This window comes from Acinetobacter sp. AYS6, assembly GCF_025630795.1.
Taxonomy (GTDB): Bacteria; Pseudomonadota; Gammaproteobacteria; order Pseudomonadales; family Moraxellaceae; genus Acinetobacter.
Map to the genome: position 1 here is coordinate 713,531 of NZ_JAOTNV010000004.1, position 20,863 is coordinate 734,393.

Below are 20,863 nucleotides of genomic sequence, written 5' to 3' on the forward strand. Positions count from 1 at the left end.
GCTGGCATGTCCTTTTTTTATAAGTCTAAAAATTAATTTGGCTGATGATGAATCAATTTCTTTATAGTGTTCACTGTATCAATAGGATGTTCTAGAGGGAACATATGCCCTCCTTCAACTACAGTAAATGGAATTCCCATTTTTCGCTTTGCCATTTGAGGAAAGCCTCTCTTTAAGAAAGCACTTTCTTTCCCCACAACCAAATGCACAGGCATCTTAGGTTTTGGCATTGGTAGCCACCACCAAGAAGGATTTTTGCGGAAAATTGCCACTTCATCATCACGAGAAATCGTTAAAGTTACTCCACCGCGAACCGGATCCTCTTTCAAAGCATAGTCAATGTAAGCTTGAAAACAATCTTCATCAAAATCTTTATAGAAACCTTTAGGACGCAGTAACTCAGCAGCCTGCTCTCTCGATTCCCAATGTTCACGACGTCGTGCAGATAAGCCTGCAGGAGTCATCGCGTCAACCAATTTAGGACGAAATAGTTTTGCCATGTGAAAAGCAAATGAATATCGTCCTAAAATAAGAGGTGGATCTAACATAATGACTTGAGAAAAGAGTTCAGGACGCTGAAATGATGCCATCAATGTTAAAACCGAACCAAGGGAATGGCCCAATCCAATGACTTTACGTCCTTTCGCCTGACGCACAATACTATCAATCACCTGATCAACTAAAGCAGGCCAATGATTCGTCACAGGATAACGTTTATCAGGACCAATCAAGGGAACATAAATAACGTCATATTCCCCTTTCAATTGGTCAAACAGTTTTTGATACACTTTTGAGGGTACGCCATTGGCATGAGCAAAGTGTATAACTGGTTTCATTGACATAACGCTATCCTAAAACAGATTTTATTGTAATTTTGCGCTTTGACGAGTCTGCACTTCTTGAGCAATAGATTCACTTACCCCTTGCCCGATTTGTGCACCCATACGACCTAAAATGGATTGTAATGGGTTGCGTTCAATTGTGTAGTCAACTTTATTATCAAGGTTTAGTTCACGCATCAAGCTTGTAATGTTACCTGAACGGTCAGCAACGCCTAATTGGATTGCTTGTTCACCAGTCCAGAATAAACCAGAAAAAATAGCTGGATCATTCGATTTCAAACGCTTTCCTCGCCCTTCTTTAACTGCGCTGATAAAGTGAGTATGAACATTATCAAGAACAGATTGAATATGTTGCTTTTGCACAGGATCAATCGGTTTTGTCATACTTAAAATGTCTTTATTCGTTCCTGCGATTAAAGTGCGATCTTCAATACCAAGTTTCTGAGCTAAACCAGTAATTCCATAGTTAGGCATGATCACACCAATTGAGCCCACCAAACTTGATGGATTGACAATAATCTCATCAGCAGCAGAAGCAATATAGTACGCACCCGATGCACCCATATCACCAATAACAGCGTAAACCTTCTTATCTGGATGCTGTTTTTTCAAATAACGAATTTCCTGCCAGATTTCATCAGACTGAACTGGAGAACCGCCAGGTGAGTTAATATTAAGTGCAATAGCTTTACTGTTTGATGCTTCAAAAGCACGCTTAAGCGCTTTATTTGTATCTTCACTATTTACCGCTTGATTGCTTGAAGCATCAATAGTACCCACAATATCAACGACTGCCAGATGAGCACCACTACTACCCACAGCTGAGCCATCTTTATTGGTTGAGCAGCCTTTACCCATGAGTACAATAATGAATAATAAGTAAATAAAAGTTAATGTTTTAAAGAAGATACCCCAACGACGACTACGACGTTGCTCCTCTACAGAGGCAAGTACAGCCTTCTCGATAATTTGCCATTCTTGTCCATTGTGTTTAGGAGTTATAGGTTCATTTTGTGGTTTTGGTGGCCAATCGGACATAAAATTCCAATCCAAATTAATCTAAAATGATGTCATTATATACGTTGATTTGATAAAAACTGTCTAAATAATATGATTTCATTTATAATAATTTTATCTTTTTTTAATTGTTGCTTCCTTTTTCCCGCGATAGATGACCAAATTAGATTCAAAAAGCATGAACTATTACCTACTCAAAACTTTTAGCCGTCAGCCAATTAAATTTGGACGTTTTATTGCTCGTATGTTGGCAGGGTTAATCAATACTTTAAAAATCACTAAAACATCAAAAAGTATAGAACTAAACTTACAAATCGCCCTTCCACATTTAACGCCACAGCAGCGAATAGAGATTACGCAACAAGCTATTCGTAATGAAATAACCTCATACTTTGAATTTTTAAGTATTTGGGGTTCATCAAATAGTCAGAATATCGAGAGAATTCACCATATTGAAGGTGAGCATTACTTTCATGAAGCGCTTGCAGCAAAAAAAGGTGTGGTATTGATTGTTCCACATTTTGGCACATGGGAAATCATGAATGCTTGGTGTGCCCAGTTCACTTCAATGACAATTTTATACAAGCCTGTAAAAAATGTAGATGCAGACCGTTTTGTTCGTGAAGCGCGTAGTCGTGAACAGGCCAACTTAGTACCTACCGATGAAACAGGTGTTAGACAAATTTTTAAAGCGCTAAAACAAGGTGAAACTACTGTAATTTTACCCGACCATACACCGAATGTTGGTGGGGATATGATCAATTACTTTGGTGTTCCGCTTGCCTCAAGCAATTTAAGTGCTAAGCTCATCCAAAAAACAAAAGCCAAAGCATTATTTCTTTATGCAATTCGTAATGAACATGACGGTTTTACGATGCATATTGAACCAATGGATGAGAAGATTTATGAAGGTAGTGCGGATGATGGAACCTTTGTTATTCATCAAGCCATAGAACAACTGATTCAACACTATCCGGATCACTATCACTGGAGCTATAAACGTTTTAAAGCAAATCCTGCTTTAGATAATATTTATAATATTGATCCAACTGAAGCTCTTCAAATTGTGGATAAGCTTAAAGCTGAAGCTTCACCAATTTCTGTGAAGCCACGTACGCTCGAAACGTCGAGTGTATAAAATCATTTGATGATTGTGAGATACAAAACTTAATGTTCCTTGCTCAACTGTGCTTTTAAACGGAATATTAAGTGCTTGTATTCTCGCTAAGACTTCTTTGCTTGGATGACCATATCGGTTATTAAAACCGGCAGAGGCAACAACAAGCTTTGGCTTTAAAGTCGCTAAGAAGTCATAGGCTGAACTATGTTTACTACCATGATGACCTAAGACCAAAACATCTACTTTTAAATCAGGATATTCTTTTATCAATTGATATTCTGCTTCCCATCCCGCATCCCCCATAATTAAATAATTTTGATAACCCCCTACTTGTTTCAAATGAATATAAACGACACAAGAATATTGATTTTGATTTGAAGAAACTAAATTTAAATCTTTTTCTTTAGGCCAAAGTATCTCAATATCTATCTGTGGATATTGCCATTTTTGCCCTTGATGACAATAAGTAAATGGTTGTGTCACCTGCTCTGCCCATAGCTCATTTGATATGACTTGTTTAATAGGAAAAGCCCGAGCGATAAAAGGAAATGCCCCACTATGATCTTGGTCTAGATGAGATAACACCACATGATCTAGTTGTTTAATACCTTTCTGACGTAAATATGGAATCACTACATTTTGACCAATACTAAAAGCTTTCTCATCATAAGAACCACCCGTATCAATTAACCATGTCTGCTCTGGATGTTTTAGAAAAATCGCTTGTCCTTGGCCTACGTCTATAATATTTAATTGAATTTGCTGGGATGACTTATCTGGAATGACTAAGGGTAAACAACATATGAGCCCCCAAGATTTCGGTAAAACACCACGTGGTAAAAATAAAATAATAATGACACAGCTAAAACCCAACAAAGCAACTGGTGTCAGGCTAAAACCTTGCAATGGTAAGGATAATTTCTCTAAAAAACTAAAACATGTCAGCACTATACTGAGCAAAATATCATTAATCTGAAAAAGAGCATTTCCAATTGAATTAAAAATAAGCCACACACAGGCAGCAAAAATATTCAAAGGAACAATAACTCCTCCTAACAGAGGAACAGCAATAATATTTGTGAGAGGTGCTACCCATGAAATCTGCTGAAAGAAAATCAACATTAAAGGACATAGGGCGATAAATATTTTACCCTGAGATTCTATTAAGGTTTTAGTTAAAAGAATTATTCTAGATAGCACACTCACTGAAACAAGCTTTGGAGTCTGTACAATAGTTTGATAAATGCGCAATAAAATAAAGCAAGAACCATAAGAGAGCCAAAAACCTGCCGACAAGACACTAAATGGGTCGAAAAGTAAAAGTAGACTTGCGCTATAAACCAAGAGCGAAAATGGCTTGATAGGCAGTTTAACTAACAATAAAAAGGCAAATAAAAATATTGAAAGTAAAGTTCTTAAGGCTGGAATTTCAAAGCCCACGAAAGCCGTATAAATTAAAACCCCAAAACATAATGGAATCATGGTCAATATTTGCTTGGGTTGCCATAAATAAATCTGCGAATAATAACGTCGTATGAGTTGGTGTAATCCCCAAGACAACATGATAGAAAAAATAAGGACATGGGGTCCTGAAATGGCCAATAAATGAGAGACTCCTAACTGCTTAAATTGATTTTTAGTTTCTTCATTTAAAAGACTTTCATCCCCTGTTAGGAGCGCTAATAACAATCCTTTATTCTGAAAGGGAGATTTTTTTAGCATTAATCTAAATTTAAGACGGAGTTTTTCTATATTTAACTGTTGTCTAGTAAAAAACTTTTGTTGCTGTTTTAAGTGATTTTGATAACCCAACCGATAAATTTCATTAGAACTTAAAGACTCAATATGCTGAACACTAAAACCTGACATTATGTTTCTTTGAATGAACCATTGTTCTTGATCAAAAGCACCTGATACTGCATAACTATGAGCTGGTCTGGTTTTACCCGAAATTCGATAATAATGACCTAATTGTAATTTTGGCCCCTCTATTAATGCACTCTCATTTTCATTTTTTAAATATAGTAACCAATTCACCACATGAGATGACTGCCCTAGAACCTGAGCAAGTTGCTGCGTCTTATTATCTTTTTCTTCGCTTATTCGGTCTATATACACAACAATGTCTAAAGACTCAGGTTGCATTGCTCTTAGCTGTAACCTTTCATTTAAGGCATGCTGCACATACTGATGACCTATAACAAAAAGGCTTAGACCACAGATTAGGCAATAAACTGCCTTTAATATGGGGCGATTTACAATTATGGACCGCTTAAAAATATAAAAAATAAAGCTAATAAAGAGCAGAACTTTACCAATCCAACCATATTGCATTACTAGAGGAATATTTACTCCCATGAATGCAATACCTACAACCCACCCCACTAAAATAAGTTTTAACATTTAAAGTCATATCGTTATCTTTTTAGGGGCAAAATTAAAGCCCAACTAAGTGGGCTTTAACAATGTGTTTTAATGACAATTTTTTAAGAACCGCTCACCCACAGACCATCTTCCATATGCAAGATTGAATCTGCTGCCTGAGCCAACTGCTCATCATGAGTCACAATAAGCATAGCCATATTGAGCTCTTTCTTAAGATCGGTCAGTAATTCAAAAATACCTAGAGCTGTTTTACGATCGAGGTTTCCTGTTGGTTCATCGGCCAGAACAACAGCAGGTTGAGTGACCAAAGCACGAGCCAAAGCAACACGCTGGCGCTCACCGCCTGAAAGCTCACCTGGCTTATGATCCATACGATGGGATAACCCCACCCGATCTAGTAAATATTCAGCTTGTGCTTTTACCGATTTGAATTGACTATCTGGTCGAAGCATAAGAGGCATTGCCACATTTTCAAGCGCAGAAAACTCAGGTAACAAATGATGAAATTGATAAACAAAACCGAGATATTTGTTACGTTGGAAGCCACGTTCGGCTTCACCTAAATTATCAAAACGCTGACCATTTAAGAATACTTGTCCTTGTGTTGGTTGCTCTAAACCACCTAGCGCATGAAGCAAAGTACTTTTACCTGAACCACTCGCACCAACAATCGAAACAAACTGTCCTGCTTCAACTTGTAAAGAAAGACCTTTAATGACTTCAACCTTAGATTTACCATCATCAAAATGTTTATAGACATCTTTTGCTTCTAAAACAATTTTACTCATAGCGCAGTGCCTCGGCAGGTTGAACTTTGGCAGCACGAAGCGCCGGATAAATAGTTGCCAAGAAGCTTAAGAGTAAAGACACTGTCACAATGATTGTCACATCTTGCCATCTTAAATAAGAAGGTAGGTAATGCACAAAGTAGGCATCAAATAGATTTAAACCTAACACATTGTTAAACCATGAAATGATATCACTAATGGTTAAAGCCAAAATTACACCTAAAACCGTACCAGCAACTGTACCAATCACACCAATCACGGTGCCTTGCACCATAAAGATTTTAGTAATCATCGATGGCGAAGCGCCTAGTGTACGCAAAATGGCAATATCAGATTTTTTATCTGTCACAACCATGACTAACGATGAAACAATATTAAATGCTGCAACAACAATGATAAGTACAAGCAATAAACCAACTAGTGTTTTTTCCATTTGAATGGCATTAAACAGATTGCCATGCGTATAGGTCCAGTTCGTTGCGTAGAAATTGCTTGGTAAACTTTTTACCAAGTCATCGGCAACTTGTGGCGCGGCAAAAATATCATCGAGCTTTAAACGAACGCCTTGAGCACCATCTGGTAAACGTAATAGGGTTGACGCATCATAGAGGGCGATATAACCCACCATAGAGTCGACTTCGGCCCCTACACTAAAAATACCAACCACTTTAAAACGTTTAAAGCGAGGTACGACACCCGCTGGAGATGGCGTTGCTTCAGGTAAAACCAAAGTCACACTGTCATTTAAACGCAAACCTAATGAATCGGCCATATCCTTACCAAGGACAATACCAAACTCACCCTTTTTAAGTGAATCTAAGCTACCCGCAACAATATGATTTTGAATAATAGAAACATTCTTTTCATATTTTGGGTCAATACCCGTCACCATAATACCAGCGACTTGCCCTTGCGCGGTTAACATACCTTGCAATTGGGTAAAAGGTGCAACCCCAGTTACATGTGGATGATGTTCAACTCGTTTTACCAGTTCAGGCCAATCCGTGAGGATTTGTGTAGATGAAACTGTCGCTTGCGGAACCATTCCCAAAACACGGTTTTTTAATTCGCGATCGAAACCGTTCATCACAGAAAGTACCGTAATCAGCACAGCGACACCTAGTGTCAAACCGACCATCGAAACTAATGCAATAAAAGAAATAAAATGATTACTGCGTCTTGCGCGAGTATATCTCAACCCTATATACAGTGAGATTGGTTTAAACATACCTTCTAAATCCAAGGTGATTGATGGGAAATAGCAGATGCTAATGTCAAATTACATCCTCATCTACTATTTGACCATATCGTTAGATGCTGTATTAAGGTTTAAAAATCAGTAAGTTCTGATCTTTCCTTAATAATCCTAATATTATATTGCTGCGCTATTTTCTACTACTTAAGTTGGGAGATCAATTTGATCATGCATTTCGCTACGAATTAGAACAATTTAATGAATAAGCTCAACAAATTACCCAAATCTTCTCCTATTTAGACTTAATATGTCGAACAAAATTTCGATTTGCCTGAATGTCTTTATAGAAATATAAAAAGAGTCCAAACAAGATAATTAAAGCCCCCACAAAAACCATAATCGAAAGTTGTTCGTGGTTTAAAGCAGCTCCAATCATCATGGCTAACATGGGGGTAATTACTGTTGTTAAAGATAAAGTCGTTGCCTGAATATTTTGTATAAGTTTGAAATAACAAAACATAGCGACTAATGAAGCCATCAGTACCGTATAAATTAAGGCAAATAAAGATTTAGCTTCTGGCAAATGTGTCGGCGCATATTGCCAAATAAATGGAATAAGACAACTAGCAAAAATAGAAGACACTAAAATAGAACCTGTTGCCTGAGCCATCGGCTGAATCTGAGCATTAACTTTCTTCACCCAGAAAATTGAAAAAGAATAAACAAACACACTCATCAGCATGAGAACAATGCCAAACGGATGCACATGCTGATTTGCACCGCTCAGACAAATAATGGCTAAACCACTGACTGCAATTGCCATACCTAGCCATTGCAACTTATAAAGTTGCTGGCCAAATGCAAAGCGGCCTATAAGCCCTGCCATAATGGGGGCTAAGCCAAACATAAGTGCAATCATGCCTGAGCTTAAATATTGGGTAGCAGCATAGGTAAAAATTTGAGAACCAATTAAGCTAAAAGATCCGGCAACGTAACTATGAATTGCTTGTCGATGAGTCGGAAAAGGTGTTCTTAAAATTAGTAATATGGTCACGGCCAAAGGCAATGCAATAAAAAAGCGTAATAACAATGCCCACATCAGATGTAAATCAGACACACTCCAAACAATGGCCAATGGAGTTGTGGCCCAGATAAACACTAACAAGGCATAAGTTAAAGCTAAATTGGTTTGCGATGGCATGCGATGCTCACTTAGCTGTTTTACGTTTTTGCTTTAAAATTGTTTGATCTAATGCACTCGAAAATTCACGTTTATCCCGCTCGGAAATAGGCGGTGGACCACCAGTTTGTACACCCGCGCCACGTAGCGTATCCATGAAATCACGCAGATGTAATCGCGCTTTAACATTAGCAGTTGTATAGACTTCACCTCGGGGATGAATAGCAACGCCACCCTTTTCAATTACCTGAGCTGCTAGCGGAATATCCTGTGTAATGACGATGTCATTTTCAATCATACGATCAACTATTTCTTTATCTGCTTGATCAGCACCACTTAAAACCTGTATTGACTTGATCCGAACAGAAGGCGTAATCCCAACATTTTGATTGGCAACAAAGATGACTTCTAACTGATAACGATCTGATGCACGCAAAATCACTTCCCGTAATATTCTTGGTAAGGCGTCTGCGTCTACCCATAGTTTAAATGGCAGCACGTTATTCTCTATTTCCACTAAAAATGTAAGTCTAACAGATGCTTTTCTAAGGTGAATAGTAATAAACATTAAACTTATTTTTAATTTCAACATTAAAGTTTTTATAGATTAAATTTAGTTTTAACCTATAAATATAAGCAGTATTTCTCTTTAAATGACTAAATACGTGCTTTTACAAGAGAATTTACATATGGCGACTTGAAAAATAGTAAACACCCTCGATTTAATATAACAAGTAATGTGAACCCAACAGCATCGTGCTTATGAAAAATCAAAACAGTCCAGAAGTAATTAAAGTAAATGACCAAAATTTTGGTAGTCATGGCGAACATTGGAATCTATTGACGTCCCATCCTGAAACAGATGTACCAAAATGGTTAGGACTAGCACTTGATGCACCTGTAATGCCAATGGGCTTATGTGAACATGAAGAAGACATGGACCCATCTTTTTGGTTGATTCAAGGTCCAAAAGACCAGAAAGTTACAATCAATCAGATTATTGCGGTTGAGAACCAAAAACCTCGTGCACTCAAAACAGCCTTTCCAAGTTTTGAAAGCCCATATCAATATAATGCAAAAATTGAACGTATCATTACTTGTGATTCTGCAACACAAGCCGTGTTAAGTTTAAGACTAAATAAAAATACAACTGTTTATGCATTTGATAATTTATTTAGCGTTAACGCTTGTCAATATGACAAAACTCAAAACTATCAAGTCCAATTTAATGCATGGGCTTATGAATTAGAATCTGTTCCAGCCGGTGAAAAAATTGTTGTTGATGACCCAGCCTCAATTAAACATCACCGTGCATTAAATGCAATTTTAACTGAACATAATGGTGTTGCTCCTGAAAACTTACAGGAACTCATTAATGAATGGCAACCAAAAACTCCAGAAGATCAAGAGCCTGTAACCGTTGATTTTTCTAAAATGGTTGCTTATTTATATGGCGAAAATCTTGGTCAAGAAGATGAAGCATGGTTCCAAGGTAATATTGTTGGTAAAACTTCTATGACATTTATGGGGGCAGAATATACCCTTTATGATGTCACTTTGGTTTTAGAAGATGAACTTCCTGCTATATTAGTGCGCCTTGCGACCAAAAACGATTTGTATAAAAACTTTAATATTGGCGAATATATTCGCGGTAATATCTGGATTCAGGCGACTATTTGTGCTAAAAAGGGTGAAACTAATTGAATTTCACTAATATTTTAATAATTAGGTTATTGAATGAAGATTATACCCGAACAAACGACCAGCCTCATTCAATCTAGTAGCCTGCGCATAAAGGTCGATACTGGTGCGTTTTGCTTTTTTGTATTGGGTATGTTCTTAGCTGCCATATTCATGCACCAGTTTGGTTTAGTGCCTTTTTAATTAATAACTTATTCAATAAATAAAGCCCTCATTTGAGGGCTTTATTTATTTGATTTGCTTAACCATTACGCTTGGCAAAATCATCCATAAAGCTAATTAAAGCTTGTACGCCTTCTAAAGGCACTGCGTTGTAAATACTTGCACGCATCCCACCCACAGAGCGGTGCCCAGCTAAATTCAACAAATGGTTTGCTTCCGCTTCTTTTAAGAATTGCTTGTCTAAAGCTTCATCTGCCAAAGTAAACGGTACATTCATAATTGAACGGTTTGGAATGGCAATCGGGTTGTTGTAGAAATCACTTGAGTCGATATAACCATATAACAACTGAGCTTTTTCAAGGTTAATTTTATGGATAGCATCTACCCCACCCTGCTCTAGTAACCATTCAAATACTAAACCAGACAAGTACCAAGCGTAAGTCGATGGTGTATTGACCATAGAACCATTTTTCGCTTGGTCACCATATTTTAAAATGCTTGGAATTTCTGGTTTAGCTTGATCAAGTAAGTCATCACGAATAATGACAATTGTTAATCCAGCAGGACCAATATTTTTTTGTGCGCCAGCATAGATCAAACCAAACTTGGTCACATCTAATGGAGCAGATAAAATGCTTGATGAATAGTCACAAACGAGTGGTGCTTTTACATCAGGAATTCCTGCGAACTGTAAGCCACCAATTGTTTCATTATCTGCATAATGTACATAAGCTGCGTCGTCAGACAAATTCCATTCGCTTTGCTCAGAAATTGCGAATTTGCCATCTACTTTAATACCAGCATTTACAACATTAATATCGCCATAACGTTTTGCTTCTTTTAATGCTTTTTCAGACCAGATGCCAGTATCAATATAATCAGCTTTACTGTTCTTACCTAAAAGGTTTAAAGGAATCGCAGAAAATTGTAATGACGCACCGCCTTGTAAAAACAGTACTTTATAGTTTTCTGGAATATTCATTAGTTTGCGTAAATCTGCTTCAGCTTTTTCAGCCACAGCAACATAGTCAGCACTACGGTGACTCATTTCCATGATGGATAGACCTTTACCCTGCCAATCCAACAATTCTTGTTGAGCTTTTTCTAAAACGGCAGTAGGTAATGCAGCAGGACCAGCACAGAAATTGTACGCGCGCATGATTTTTCCCTTGTATAAAGTCAAACACAATAAAAATGGCATTTAACCACAGATTGCTTAAGCTTGCAGCAGCTTCTCAAGTAAATATTTCAATGCTGGACTGTATTTAGGTTTTTTTTTTCAATTAGTGTGATCGTTATTTTTTAGTTTTAATTAACACTTTCCAAATTTAAAAAATTTTTTAATCAAAAAGATCAGCTTGACTTGAGATTATGATTTCACATACTTTGATAAGGATTACAAATATATAGGCTTCGTCATATTCAATAATTAAAGTGAGGTTAAAACTACAAGGTTTTTATACAAATGTATAAGAAACAAGATGATAATTGAATTTAATAACAAGAAATTTAAACTATAAGGGATGCCAAAAATTGTTATTTAAAATGCCAACACATCGATATAGACAGTCTATTTGCCCTTTTTTCTTTAAACCAAAACATCTTGCTTTGGCTTTAGGCTTTTTTTTCACAAATCATTTATATGCCGAAAGCATAAGCTATGCTGAAGCAGAGCAGCAAGCTTTAAAGAGTTCATATAGTACTCAAGCCAATCAAGCTTTACAGCAAGCATCTCAATTAGAAGCTGAAGCTGTAAAAGGACTCGGATTACCTCGAGTTGATTTAAATGTCAGAGCATATGCTTTTCATAGCGAAACTGACGTACCGCTTGGCTCTTTTAAACAGAAACTTGAGAATGATTTAAGTCAGGGATTCAACGATAAACTTTCGCAGTGGAACAATGTCATTCCATCAGATGTGCTGGGGCAAGTCCAAGAAGGCGCAAATCAAACTATCCATGATGGAATAAATCGCTTTCCCGATTATGCGAATCTGACCATAGAAGATCAGGTCGTACGCCCTTCTATTTCGGTCGTAATGCCACTTTATACAGGCGGCTTAACCAGCAGTGCAAAAAAAATAGCCAATATCCAAGCACAGCGTTCTGAACTTTCAAGCCAACAACAACAAGATATACAGCGTTTTGAAGTGGTACAAAGTTACTTTAATGTTCAATTACAGCAGCAATTGGTAGCAAGTAGCTTATTTAACTTTAATGCCATGCAAAAACATTACAGCAATGCCCTAAAGCTCGAACAACAAGGGTTTATTAGTAAAGGGCAACGCATGCAGTTTGAAGTAGCTCGCAATAATGCAGAACGTACTTTACAAAGTACTCAAGCCAATTTAAATGCTAGCCGCTTTAGTCTTAATAATCTTTTACATCAACAAAATAATGTAGATTTAAGCACACCCTTATTTGTAAATAACACGCCAAGCCAGTCTTTAGAGTCACTTTTAACCAGTTATTCGCAAAAGTCCAGCCTTGTACAAAAAATGCAGATGGATACTCAACTGGCCAATGTAAATATTCAGGCTCAACAAGCCGCAAAAAAACCAAGTTTATTTGCCTTTGGTGAATATGCCCTTGATGAAAATGAAAACTGGATTGTAGGTGTAATGGCAAAATACAATCTATTTTCAGGTGTAGATAAAAATAAGAATATCCATGCTGCCGAATTGAAGCGCTACGCTTCTGAACTCCTGACTGAACGGACTAAACAAGAGATTGAAGGTCTTTTGAATAAGTCATATAACGAGCTCAACTCTGCTCAGCAAAGCCATCAGCTTTTACAAAGAAACCTAAATGCCGCTCAAGAAAATTTGCGTATTCAAGAACTTTCTTTCCGTGAAGGAATGGGTACAGCAACCCAAGTAATTGATGCACAAAATGCATTAAGTGCTTTAAAAACAGAAATGGCTTTAAATGCTTATAAATATGTCATGTCACTCGCGACTTTACTGCAAAGTCACGGCTCAATTGATCAATTCAAAGCTTACGTTAATCAACCACATACCGACTATATCCGTTAATAGGAGCATAAAATGAATCAAGAATCATCTCATTCAGAACAAGATTCTCTTGCTGCGGATACGGTAGAAACGAATCAACCTCCCAAAAACGATCAAACAAGTGAAAACCCAGAATCAAGCATCAATAGAGGTGACTCTCAACCACCTAAAAACTCCAAAATTAAACTGATTATTGGTTTAATCATTATTGCGCTGTTAGGTTTAATTATTTTTGGTTTGTGGAAAAGTTATCAGCCTAAACCTATTGAACTACAAGGTCGTGTTGAAGCTGAAACTATTCACGTAAGTACAAAAGTTCCGAGTCGTATTGAAGAAATATATGTGCAAGAAGGCCAAAAAATTTCCAAAGGCCAGCCACTTGTTCGTTTAGTTAGCCCAGAAATAGAAGCTAAAAAGCAACAAGCCTTGGCAGCCTTACAATCAGCTTTAGCATTTCAATCTACGGTAGACCGCGGTTCTCAACAAGAAAATATCGATACTCTTTATGCCAACTGGCAAAGCACCAAAGCTCAAGCAAATCTTGCAAAAATGACTTATCAACGTGGTGAAAATTTATACAAACAAGGTGTAATTTCACGTCAAAGACGAGATGAAATGCTCGCGGCACAAACTTCTGCTCAAGAGTTAAGCGAAGCATCTTATCAACAATATGCTCGTGCAAAACGTGGCAGTACGAGCCAACAAAAATCTACAGCAGATGCACAAGTTGAAATTGCAAAAGCGGCTGTAGGTGAAGCAAAAGCGTTAGAGGAAGAAACACGTTTACTCTCCCCTATTTCAGGTACGGTTTCAAAAACTTATGGTAAACCTTCTGAATTAGTCGCTATGGGTGTACCTGTTGTCAGCATTTTAGAAGATGATGATTTATGGGTGAGTTTAAATGTAGGTGAAAATCAATATTCCTCTGTTTATAAAAATAAAACCCTTGAAGGATTCATTCCAGCCCTTAATCAGAATGTGAATTTTAAAATTAAGAATATTGATGCTGAAGGTGAATTTGCCACCATTAAAACGACTCGCCAAACTGGAGGCTATGATATTCGTAGCTTTAAATTACATCTGGTACCTGAAAATCCTGTCAAAGATTTAAAGGTTGGCATGAGTGTTCTATTTAAAATTAAAGAAGAAAAATAAAGCATGTTTGCCAGTATATTACGTGAACTAAACTATCTAAAAAGCAACAAATGGGATTTGTGTATGGTGACACTCATCCCCGCTTTTATCATTTTTATGTTTAGCAGCATGTTTTACGCAGGTAAAGCTGAACACTTATCAATTGCGATTATTGACCAAGACCAAAGTGAACTCAGCCGTAATATTGAAAAGTATCTTTCATTAAATCATACGGTAGATATTAAAACGATTACGGCAAGCTCAACTGAAGCTGAACAATTACTTAACGAAACTAAAATCTGGGGCTATGTTTTCATTCCAGACGGCGCTGAAAAACGCTTTGTAAAAGCGCAAGATGCTCAAATCAGCATTGCTTTTAACCAATCTTTTTTTAGTGTCGGGAACACGATTTCCTCTGCCATGTTAGTCAGTACACTCAATGCTTTAGCAGACTATGCAGGTCAAAGTTATCTTGCAAATAATATTCCCTATTTAGATGTACCTACTGCGCATGTCAAAATCTCAACGCTCTATAACCCCAGCATGAGCTATGAGTTTTATTTAGAACCCTTCATGGTTCCAGCGGTACTGCATCTATTGTTATGCTGCTGTGTTGCCTTTGCAATTGGACAAGAACTAAAACGTGGCACACTTACTCAATGGGTAAACCGAGAAAGTTTTATTCAAGGCTTATTGGCTAAAAATTTGCTCTATAGCCTTATTTTCTGTTTCTGGACATGGTTATGGATGTTCTGGCTGGTTGAAATTCGTGGCTGGTTCGTAGCAGGTTCTCTTAGTTTCTTATTAGTTGCCCAGTTCTTACTTTATTTTGCCTACGCTTTGATTAGCAGTACGGTCATTCTTGCCACTAAAAATTTAAGTAAAACTTTTGGCTTTATTGCTGTCTATGGTGGGTCATCTTTAAGTTTCGCAGGCGTTACTCTTCCTTTGAATAATGCTCCTATTTTTACCAAGTTTTGGTCACTTATTATTCCCTACACTCCTTATGCCAAACTGCAAACTGAACAATGGGTCATTGGAAGTCCAATTTTTATTTCAATCACTCCATTTTTAATACTTCTGGGTTACTGCCTTATTTACTTTTTTTTAAGTTCTGTGCTGCTTAAAAAATTAATTCGGGGAGCAATTTAATGAAAGATTTTTTTCAGGCATATTTGCAGACTTTTAAAGATATTGTAAGTAATAGTTCGGTTTTTACGACACTCATTTTATCGGTCTTTCTTTATAGTTTTTTTTATCCCACTGCCTATAAAGCTGAGCGTGCAGAATCAATTCCTATCGTGATTGTTGATGAAGAGCAAAGCCTCTTAACTTCTCAATTAATAGGCCAAAGTGCCAATAGCCCTCATGTTCATATCGTTACCATTACAAGTAATTTTTTACAAGCGGAACAAATGGTTCGTGAACAAAAGGCCGATGGTATTTTACTTTTACCAAGCAATTTAACGCAGAGCCTACGCCGAGGAGAAACCGGGGGAATTGGCTTATATTTAAGTACAACTAACTTTTTAAAAACTAAAGAAATTGGTTTAGGTCTCGCCACATCTATTGAAGCGACCTTAAAAGAATATATTGAAAAATTTGGAGAGCGCACGCATTTCCAGCCAGCACTTTCTATTCATCAAGTCCCGTTATTTAACCCCCTTTCAGGCTATGGAAGTTATATTTTTCCGGCTGTTGCCTCTTTAATTATTCACCAAACGATTGTGCTAGGTTTAGCGATGCTAATCGCAAGCTACCGTGAACAAAACCAAAAAATTACAGCGGTTCGCTTTGCTGGAATTTTTGCCAGTATATTGACCATTGGTTGTTTAAGCAGTTTTTATCTTTTTGGTTTTACCTTGTGGTTCAACGACTATCCACACGGTGGAAATTTTATAGGTCTACTCGTTGCCGTTCCAATTTTTATTAGCTGTGTGATTGGACTAGGTATGTTGATCGGTTCACTTTTAGATATGCCAGAACGCGCTGGACATATTATTGTGTTTAGCTCTGTACCCCTCTTTCTATTAACAGGTGCTGCATGGCCCCATCAAGCAATGCCCGAATGGTTACAATGGTTTGCGTGGTGTTTACCATCAACACATGCGGTACAAATGTTTGTACAACTTAATCAGATGGGTGTTCCGTTAGCCACAGTTGTACCAAAACTAATATTTCTTGCGACAATTGGCCTTATTTTTTTAATCTGGGCATATTCACGTTTAAAAGCATCCAAGTGAAGAATCGACTGAACTTGGAGCATAAATTATATTTTTATTTACTATAAAATCTTATAGTTGAAACTCATTTCTTAAAAATCATTGACCATAAAAATATAAAAAAACGAATAAATTCAATTTTTTAATTAATAACAATTGTCATAAAACCTTAAAAAAACTTTAAGTTGAAATTAAGAAAATTTCTACATAGTAAAACTGTTTAGTTTTTCAGCAGCCTAAAAGGGTAACTCTGCTACCCTGCTCTATGACGGAATTTGATATGGCAAAGGTATGTTATTGCGCAGATGACTTTGCAATGAATGCAGAGATATCTAGTGCAATTATTGAGTTAATTGAAAAAGGGGCACTCCAAGCGACCTCATGTATGACCCAGTCTGAACTATGGGAAACTGCTGCTGCCAAACTTAAGCCCTTCTCAAATCAAATTGATATTGGATTACATTTAAATTTTACCCATGCCTTCACATCAGGTAATACAGTTTTTTCATTACCTGCACTTATGTTACGTGCATGGTCATCAAATCTTAACCGTGAATTAATTACTCAAAGTATTGAAGAACAGTGGGATGCTTTTGTTTCCGTCATGGGAAAACAACCCGATTTTATTGATGGCCACCAACATATTCATCAATTCCCGTTTATACGAGATATTTTGCTGCAACTTTTAAAAGAGAAAAATTTCACTGGTTGGATACGTAATTTAAAACATCCAATTTATCTCCCCCATTATCGTTTTAAAACTCAAATGCTTTCTGCACTTGGTTCAAATGCCTTAGCAAAAGCATGCCAAACCTACCAGTTTAGCCAAAATGAATATTTCGCTGGTATTTATGACTTTAAACAAACTGATTATGCCGAACTTAACCAATATTGGCTTGCTCAAGCAAAAGATCACTTACTGATTATGTGCCATCCCTCACTTTCTATACCAAGTGAGCAAGATCCAATTCAGCATGCACGCATCCAAGAATACCAATATTTTTCTTCTGATCAGTTCCCTCTTGATTGCCAAAAAAATGGCATCCAACTTACCAGACTAGGGGCAATGCAATGAGCACAAAACCTTTTTTATCCTGCGTTGTTCCCGCTTATAACGAAGCAGAGAATTTAAAGACATTTATTCGAGCTTTGGCAAACAGCTTAAAGCAACAAAATCTTAGCTATGAAATCATTGTGGTCGATGATGGAAGCAAGGACGATACCATTCCAATTCTGCAAACGATGATCGAAGATTATCCTTTAGTGGTGCTGGAATTATCACGAAATTTTGGCAAGGAAGCTGCATTAAGTGCGGGTTTAGACCATGTCAATGGTGAAGTCGCATTGCTCATTGATGCTGACTTTCAACACCCTTTTGAAGCAATTCCAACCATGATTAACCTCTGGAAAAATGGTTATGATATGGTCTATGGCATTCGTAATCGTACCACTGAATCATGGCTAAAACGAACCTTAACCCAAGGTTACTACCGTATCTTAAATTTAAGTTCTCCTATTGATATTCCTGAAAATGCTGGTGATTTCAGACTTCTTGATGCAAAAGTTGTTGAAGCGATTAAACAATTACCCGAAAAAAATCGCTACATGAAAGGTCTCTATGCATGGGTCGGTTTTAAAAGTATCGGGATTAATTTCTCCGAGCAAGATCGTCAACATGGTCGTTCTAGTTTTAATGCGAAAGCATTATTTAATCTGGCCATGTCTGGTTTAACTGGGTTTTCAGATTTACCTTTACGAATTTGTATTTATCTAGGTGCCTTATTAGCTTTTGGTGCGATGAGTTATGGTGTTTGGATCATTATTAAAACACTGATTGAAGGAATTTCAGTGCCTGGTTGGGCAACACTTGCGGCAGGCATGACACTCTTAGGTGGGATTCAATTGCTATTTATTGGGATCGTAGGGGAATACATTGGTCGAATTTATGCAGAGGTTAAAAATCGACCAAAATATATTGTTTCAACCGAACATTCTCATATTAAGCAAGAACATCCAATCTCTCACCCCGAAAATACTTTCTCTAGTTTTTAATGTTTACTCATCTTTTTCAGCTCGCGCGGTTTACCACGACTGGGGCCGCAGCAGCACTTACGCACTATAGTATTGTCATGCTCTTGTTTAAACGAAACATTGCATTGCAGTATGCCAATTTAATTGCCTTTCTACTTGCCTATTGGGTGAGCTATTTTGGGCATCGCATTTTTACTTTTAAAGCACAGCATATAGCTCATCGACAAACACTACCAAAATTTACTTTAGTCGCTGGATTAGGTTTTTTATTCAATGAGAGCTTTCTCTTGCTTTCTAATCTGTATTTCAACACCCCTATTTCAACATTAGTTTGTGTTGCTATTGTCCTGACTTCAATTTTGACTTTCTTGCTTAACCGTTTTTTTGCATTTCACCATTGAGGATTATGTATGCAGCAATGGCTTCGTAGTTCCAAATTTTTATTAATATTTTTACCTATTTGGCTATTTGTCTTGTCTTGGATAAGACCCCTCTCTGTACCAGATGAAGGGCGCTACGGAGATATTAGTCGGTCTATGTTTGAGTCGGGAGATTGGTTGATTCCCCGTATCAATAGCTTGCCATTTATGCATAAACCTCCTTTATTACATTGGTTAAGCTCTATATTTATGGAACTTTTCGGTATGTATATTTGGGTATTGCGATTAGTTCCTGTATTAGCTGGCACACTCATGCTAGTCAGCCTATTCTTATTCGTTAGAAAGCACATTTCAGAACGTGTAGCACAACTTACTGCCATTATTTTAGCCACCAATTTACTGTTTTTTGGTAGTAGTGAATATATTAACCATGACCTACTGCTTGCTTCATGGATTACAGTCAGTGTTTTATGTTTTGTGGATTTTACAATTTCAGCCCGTAAATCTATTTTATTTTTAGGATATTTTGCAGGTGCAGCAGCGTTCTTAAGTAAAGGTTTAATTGGTGTATTAATTCCCGGCATGATTCTCTTACCGTGGTTGCTCTACACTAAACAATGGAAAAAAATCCCTTCGTTGCTCAACCCTTTTGCTATTTTGTTATTTATATTATTGGTTAGTCCATGGCTCTACGCAGTACAAAGTAAATATCCTCAATTCTTACACTATTTCTTTATCGACCAGCAATTTAGCCGTTTTAGTTCAAAAGAGTTTAATAATAAGCAACCATGGTGTTTCTATCTCATTATTTTAATGTTCAGCTTTTTACCCTGGATTCTCTCGAGTAGATTTCAATCTATTAAAGCCGTATTTCAAAATTACAAGCAATGCGCTTTACTTGCTCTGCTTGTATGGTGGTTTATTTCTGTCACAGTTTTCTTCTCTATTCCGCCTTCTAAGCTAGCTGGCTATATTTTACCTGCTGTGCCCCCACTCGCTATTTTCTTGGCACTTGTGATCAATCAAGTTATTGAAAGCGACTACAAAACTAAATTACAGGTTTGGGGCCTGCCTATATTTATTATACTTGTCGGAATAGGTATTACTGCTACACCGCATTTCATTCGTGCACATCAACCTTTTTTCCAAAGCCAAGCCCTGTTTATTTATATCATTGGCACTCTATTAATTGTGCTTCCATTGGCTTTGGTCGGGTTATATAAAAAGCAGAAATTAAACTATTTGAACTATATTTTTATCAGCTTAATTGTTCTGTGTAGTTCAGTCCCTTTTGCCGTTCGTATTTTAGATACCAAAAATAATGTGGGACAAACGAGTTTTTCTGAATATATGACACCATCAACAAAAATAGTTTTCTACAATTACTATTTCTACGATGTGCCATTTCTTTTACAACTTAAACAGCCTGTATATATTGTAAACCAATGGGATACAGTGCATTCAGATAGTGCCTCTTTAGAAATTAAAGATGGCTTGTTGTTTGAACCACAACGCAAAAAATACTTATGGAACGAGCAACAGCTTCAAACTGCTTTAACCCAAAAGCAAGATTTGATTGTCGTAAGTCAACCCAATAATTTCGTGACTAAAGATCCATCTGTTAAAACTCTGCATTATCGAAATTATGATGTGTTTATCTTTCATAACTCTAAATAAACCACCCATAAAAAAAG

The 20,863-nt window shown here is 37.0% G+C and carries 19 protein-coding genes and 1 pseudogene; 12 read left to right on the plus strand and 8 right to left on the minus strand.

What is annotated here, in order from left to right:
- Positions 1–32: 32 nt before the first annotated feature.
- A complete protein-coding gene (locus tag OD757_RS04220; protein ID WP_263030946.1) occupies positions 33–842 on the minus strand; it encodes an alpha/beta fold hydrolase in 810 nt (269 codons plus the stop codon).
- 21 nt (positions 843–863) lie between these two features.
- The gene (gene sppA / locus OD757_RS04225) at positions 864–1,880 is read right to left on the minus strand and encodes a signal peptide peptidase SppA (protein ID WP_263030947.1); all 1,017 of its coding nucleotides are present in this window, start codon (positions 1,878–1,880) and stop codon (positions 864–866) included.
- Between the two features lie 133 nt (positions 1,881–2,013).
- Here sppA and OD757_RS04230 point away from each other — a divergent pair, with 133 nt between their 5' ends.
- Positions 2,014–2,997, plus strand: a complete 984-nt coding sequence (locus OD757_RS04230) for a lysophospholipid acyltransferase family protein (RefSeq protein ID WP_009393703.1) — start codon at positions 2,014–2,016, stop codon at positions 2,995–2,997.
- On the opposite strand, the gene OD757_RS04235 is transcribed toward OD757_RS04230, so the two are convergent.
- From OD757_RS04235 to OD757_RS04245, 3 genes are all read right to left on the minus strand, one after another.
- A complete protein-coding gene (locus OD757_RS04235) occupies positions 2,950–5,382 on the minus strand; it encodes a DNA internalization-related competence protein ComEC/Rec2 (protein ID WP_263030948.1) in 2,433 nt (810 codons plus the stop codon). The two genes, OD757_RS04230 and OD757_RS04235, sit on opposite strands and share 48 nt — an antisense overlap.
- Before the next feature lie 83 nt (positions 5,383–5,465).
- On the minus strand, positions 5,466–6,152 hold the full coding sequence (locus tag OD757_RS04240; RefSeq protein ID WP_263030949.1) for an ABC transporter ATP-binding protein: 687 nt from the start codon (positions 6,150–6,152) through the stop codon (positions 5,466–5,468).
- The gene (locus tag OD757_RS04245) at positions 6,145–7,380 is read right to left on the minus strand and encodes a lipoprotein-releasing ABC transporter permease subunit (protein ID WP_034679099.1); all 1,236 of its coding nucleotides are present in this window, start codon (positions 7,378–7,380) and stop codon (positions 6,145–6,147) included. The genes OD757_RS04240 and OD757_RS04245 overlap by 8 nt, the downstream gene beginning before the upstream one ends.
- A 149-nt stretch (positions 7,381–7,529) precedes the next feature.
- Here OD757_RS04245 and OD757_RS04250 point away from each other — a divergent pair.
- Positions 7,530–7,610 (plus strand): annotated as a pseudogene (locus OD757_RS04250) (PilZ domain-containing protein); the annotation flags it as partial.
- 29 nt (positions 7,611–7,639) lie between these two features.
- On the opposite strand, the gene OD757_RS04255 reads toward OD757_RS04250, so the two are convergent.
- Positions 7,640–8,548 carry a DMT family transporter gene (locus OD757_RS04255; RefSeq protein WP_263030950.1) on the minus strand — a complete coding sequence of 303 codons (909 nt, stop codon included), beginning with the start codon at positions 8,546–8,548 and terminating at the stop codon, positions 7,640–7,642.
- Positions 8,549–8,555: 7 nt separating this feature from the next.
- The gene (locus OD757_RS04260) at positions 8,556–9,044 is read right to left on the minus strand and encodes a YaiI/YqxD family protein (protein WP_263030951.1); all 489 of its coding nucleotides are present in this window, start codon (positions 9,042–9,044) and stop codon (positions 8,556–8,558) included.
- A 245-nt stretch (positions 9,045–9,289) separates the two neighbouring features.
- On the opposite strand from OD757_RS04260, the gene OD757_RS04265 reads away from it, so the two are divergent.
- Entirely contained in the window at positions 9,290–10,231 is a 942-nt protein-coding gene (locus OD757_RS04265) for a hypothetical protein (protein ID WP_263030952.1), read from the plus strand.
- A 33-nt stretch (positions 10,232–10,264) separates the two neighbouring features.
- Positions 10,265–10,411 carry a hypothetical protein gene (locus tag OD757_RS04270; RefSeq protein ID WP_171061988.1) on the plus strand — a complete coding sequence of 49 codons (147 nt, stop codon included), beginning with the start codon at positions 10,265–10,267 and terminating at the stop codon, positions 10,409–10,411.
- Between the two features lie 58 nt (positions 10,412–10,469).
- On the opposite strand, the gene serC is transcribed toward OD757_RS04270, so the two are convergent.
- Complete coding sequence (serC, locus tag OD757_RS04275; RefSeq protein ID WP_009393618.1) at positions 10,470–11,549, minus strand: 3-phosphoserine/phosphohydroxythreonine transaminase; 1,080 nt, start codon at positions 11,547–11,549, stop codon at positions 10,470–10,472.
- Between the two features lie 386 nt (positions 11,550–11,935).
- Here serC and OD757_RS04280 point away from each other — a divergent pair, with 386 nt between their 5' ends.
- From OD757_RS04280 to OD757_RS04315, 8 genes are all read left to right on the plus strand, one after another.
- The gene (locus OD757_RS04280; protein WP_263030953.1) at positions 11,936–13,423 is read left to right on the plus strand and encodes a TolC family protein; all 1,488 of its coding nucleotides are present in this window, start codon (positions 11,936–11,938) and stop codon (positions 13,421–13,423) included.
- Between the two features lie 12 nt (positions 13,424–13,435).
- Complete coding sequence (locus OD757_RS04285) at positions 13,436–14,557, plus strand: HlyD family secretion protein (RefSeq protein ID WP_263030954.1); 1,122 nt, start codon at positions 13,436–13,438, stop codon at positions 14,555–14,557.
- Between the two features lie 3 nt (positions 14,558–14,560).
- A complete protein-coding gene (locus OD757_RS04290) occupies positions 14,561–15,688 on the plus strand; it encodes an ABC transporter permease (RefSeq protein WP_263030955.1) in 1,128 nt (375 codons plus the stop codon).
- A complete protein-coding gene (locus tag OD757_RS04295; protein WP_263030956.1) occupies positions 15,688–16,779 on the plus strand; it encodes an ABC transporter permease in 1,092 nt (363 codons plus the stop codon). The genes OD757_RS04290 and OD757_RS04295 overlap by 1 nt, the downstream gene beginning before the upstream one ends.
- 259 nt (positions 16,780–17,038) lie before the next feature.
- Positions 17,039–17,833: a ChbG/HpnK family deacetylase gene (locus OD757_RS04300; protein ID WP_263030957.1), complete on the plus strand. Its 795-nt coding sequence runs from the start codon at positions 17,039–17,041 to the stop codon at positions 17,831–17,833.
- On the plus strand, positions 17,830–18,810 hold the full coding sequence (locus OD757_RS04305) for a glycosyltransferase family 2 protein (protein ID WP_263030958.1): 981 nt from the start codon (positions 17,830–17,832) through the stop codon (positions 18,808–18,810). Before OD757_RS04300 ends, OD757_RS04305 begins: the two co-directional genes overlap by 4 nt.
- Positions 18,810–19,190 (plus strand): GtrA family protein, encoded by a 381-nt coding sequence (locus OD757_RS04310; RefSeq protein WP_263030959.1) that lies wholly within the window; start codon positions 18,810–18,812, stop codon positions 19,188–19,190. The genes OD757_RS04305 and OD757_RS04310 overlap by 1 nt, the downstream gene beginning before the upstream one ends.
- A 9-nt stretch (positions 19,191–19,199) precedes the next feature.
- On the plus strand, positions 19,200–20,846 hold the full coding sequence (locus OD757_RS04315; protein ID WP_263030960.1) for an ArnT family glycosyltransferase: 1,647 nt from the start codon (positions 19,200–19,202) through the stop codon (positions 20,844–20,846).
- Positions 20,847–20,863 lie beyond the last annotated feature (17 nt).